We start from the raw sequence: 3364 nt of genomic DNA on the forward strand, positions 1-3364 counted from the left end.
TCTAAGATAGTAGATATTTTTGTGTATACAAAATTTGATGCCAATAGTCGATTTCTTGTATTATGTGAAAGATGAAAGGATGGCTTCTGCGAAAGTGTGAAAGGTGAATCGTGAAAGGATTTCGTCAGTAAGTATATAGGGCATTACGGCTCAAGATGGTTTATGCTTGGTGCAATTGCTCTTCGCAACTACAGAACAAGTATCTTTTGTGCATCTTCCCCTTTTCTTTTCCCTTGATGGAAAAGAAACAAAAGATCAAGCCCCATCGATGCTGCCTCCGCACAAAATGCTTACGCACCCTCGCCGATGGGGCAGCCCCTCGCGCCGTTCTAGCGTATGGTTAGTGAAAGTTTAGCGCAGTTGGAAGCCGTTGCTACTAATATGCCGCTCCTACGGAGCTGGTGCATTTGTATATTGTTGGAGATTGGGGGATGGGGCACTGCGTGGGACGAACGGAGGCCCCTCTCTCCTGCCCTGTTCGGCCTGCGCCTTCTAGCTCCGGTCTTCCTTTAAAAAGCTATCTTTGCCTCTTGAAACTCATCAGCTATGTATTTCCGTTACGACGAACCGCTTTTCCGTCCACCTGCCGAAGCAAACTCGGCCATAATCCAGGCAACACTGGGCTGCTCGTGGAATCGCTGCGCCTTTTGCGATATGTACTCCTCAAAAAAGTTCAGGGCACGTAGCTTCGACGAGCTGAAGCCCGAAATTGAAACTCTTGCGACGCTCTACCAAGGGGCCAAGAAGGTTTTTCTTGCCGATGGGAATGCCTTTGTGCTGTCGGCCAACCGGCTAGTGCAGCTACTGGAGGAGATCAATAGGCAGTTTGGGCGTGTTCAGCGGGTATCGGCATACGCATTACCTCGCGACATCCTAAGTAAAACAGACGATGAGCTCAAGAGCATTCGTGCCAATGGCCTAAAGCTGCTCTACATTGGCGTAGAGACAGGCGACGACGAGCTATTGAAGCTAATAGGTAAGGGCGAAACAGCTGATTCGACAGTTGAAGGGATTCTAAAAGCGCATAACGCCGGTATCGAAACATCGGTAATGATAATCAACGGACTTGGCGGTAAAAAGTATAGCCTGCAGCATGCCGTTAACTCAGCCAAACTTATAAGCAGGGTAAACCCTAAGTTCCTCTCCACACTAACGCTTAGTATGCCCATGGGCGAGGCACATTTTAAGAATAAGTTTAAAGGGGACTACATCCCGTTGACCGTTGTGGAGCTGTTCGAGGAGCTGCGAACCTTTATCGGCCTATTGGAGATTGATGGTGCAATTTACCGGAGCAACCACGTGTCGAATAACCTGAATCTTAGCGGAACGCTATCGAAAGACAGGGAGATGCTGCTTGCGCAGCTTGATAGGGCAATTGCCTCAACTCCCGGTGGGCTATACCACTCATCGCCATCGATGCTATAGGGCGGAACAAGTATGGTGAAGTAAAGGATTAATAGGTGTTTGGACTGGGTGGCGTTTAGCGACGATCCATACTTAAATCTAACGCGCTAATAAGAATTGTGTATTTAACTTTCGGTGCCGCTGCTGACCTTTGTGAATTATAATCTTGGTGCGAGCTAACAGACATTGCGTTGGAATGCCTTATTTCATTATTACGGTTAACGCCTGCTATTTTCTTTTTCTCAATCTTTTATCATGCTTTAAAAACCAATCGTACAATTCCTGATTAGGATATACTAACCAATGAACCCAATGTCCAACCATCGGTTCAGCTGTGAATTGTAAATCCTTATTCTTTCCTTCTAGTTTTCTGATTATTCTTTCTGTTTCTTCAAACGGGATAACATTGTCAACTTTCCCATGAAAAGCCCAAATCGGGATATTGATTAGCTTTTCCAAATTGTTGTCGATAAAATCCATGTGACTTGTAAAACCGCTCATTGGAGCTATCGCAGCAAAAACATCAGGGTATTTGGCTGCAAGATACCACGTGCCAGAGCCACCTAGGCTTATCCCCGTGAGATAAACCCGATTGGTGTCGATTCTGTATTTGGCGTTTATTTCTGTGTAAAAGCTTTCAAACCAATTCTCCGTGGACCATCGGATATGCTTTGGACATTGCGGAGAAACTACTATAAATGGGAATTCTCTTCCTCGGTATATTTGATCGGGTATTCCCTGGCTAAATAGTTTTTTTAAATCGCTTCCCCTATCGGAGCCTCCGTGCAAATAGATAATGAGCGGCCACCTTTTTAGGGTATCTGCATTATAATCCTTTGGAGTATATGAAAGATATTGGTAATTGACATTTTTCTGATTCAGATTTAGCCCATGGACAAGAGTTAAATCATATTGCAACTCCCCATTTTCGGACCAATATTTAGCGTTCCCGTGTAGTTGTCCATCCTCCCAACTTTCTTCGGCCTCTTTTTGTCCATTGTCATACCAACTCGTGCATAATCCGTTTCGTAGCCCATTTTTATAATTCCCAGAATATTCAACTTGCCCGTTTCTATACCATGTCAGATATTGTCCTGTCTTGATATTGGAGTGATAATTACATTGATACTCTTCTTTTATCTGCTTATCGAAAGAGCTATAGTATGCATCCATTTGGATTTGTCCATTGTCAAAATAGTCCTTAACATGATATAAACTAAGGCTTTTGTCCAATTGAATTATTCGCTTATAAATGATTGTATCGCCTTTTGATTTTGGATGATGTAATAAAAATGTTTCTGTTTCCTGAGCAATCAGAAGACCCAAGTTAAATATCAGTAATATGGTAATTGCTATGGGTTTCATTTAATGTGCCATAACTTGTTTATAAGCCAACAAAATTGCCGTTTATATACCCTTTTACTATATGTATAAACCAATCTTTATGTGTGGTTTATTTCTACACTAAGGTAGTAGTATTTTCGGAACAGCTTATTGCTGCTGCAAAATTTTTAAACAGGTGGCGGGGATTGTTAGACAGGGCGTGGGACATGTTAGGAAGGACGTGGAAAATGTTAGGCAGAGCGTGGAACATGTTAGGAAGGGCGTGGAGGATATTAGACCGAGCGTGGAGGATGTTAGACTAGGCGTGGGGGATGTTAGACCGGGCGTGGAGGATGTTTGGAAGGACGTGGAGGATGTTAGGAAGAGCGTGGGACATGTTAGGAAGGGCGTGGAGGATGTTAGGAAGGGCGTGTACCCAATTAGGCAGGTGGTGAGATGTGGCTGAATGGGGTGAAACTGTAATAGGGCATAAAAAAATCGAACGCAGAGCTAACCGCATAGGCCTTAGCGGTATATAACCTAACTGTAAAAATGGTGGGATAGAAATTATTTTTGCTAGAATTGACAATAGTTTCAGAGGTTTTTCACATAAGCCTATTGACTTTTAGATATATAT

The 3364-nt window shown here is 43.5% G+C and carries 3 protein-coding genes; 1 reads left to right on the plus strand and 2 read right to left on the minus strand.

What is annotated here, in order from left to right; genetic code table 11:
• Nucleotides 1-546: 546 nt before the first annotated feature.
• A complete protein-coding gene (locus VN379_RS08990; protein ID WP_325532967.1) occupies nt 547-1425 on the plus strand; it encodes a radical SAM protein in 879 nt (292 codons plus the stop codon).
• Between the two features lie 207 nt (nt 1426-1632).
• On the opposite strand, the gene VN379_RS08995 is transcribed toward VN379_RS08990, so the two are convergent.
• A complete protein-coding gene (locus VN379_RS08995; protein ID WP_325532969.1) occupies nt 1633-2769 on the minus strand; it encodes a dienelactone hydrolase family protein in 1137 nt (378 codons plus the stop codon).
• A gap of 126 nt (nt 2770-2895) precedes the next feature.
• A complete protein-coding gene (locus VN379_RS25140) occupies nt 2896-3195 on the minus strand; it encodes a hypothetical protein (RefSeq protein WP_414714978.1) in 300 nt (99 codons plus the stop codon).
• Nucleotides 3196-3364 lie beyond the last annotated feature (169 nt).

It is taken from the genome of Sporomusa sp. (assembly GCF_035561255.1).
GTDB lineage: Bacteria > Bacillota > Negativicutes > Sporomusales > Sporomusaceae > Sporomusa.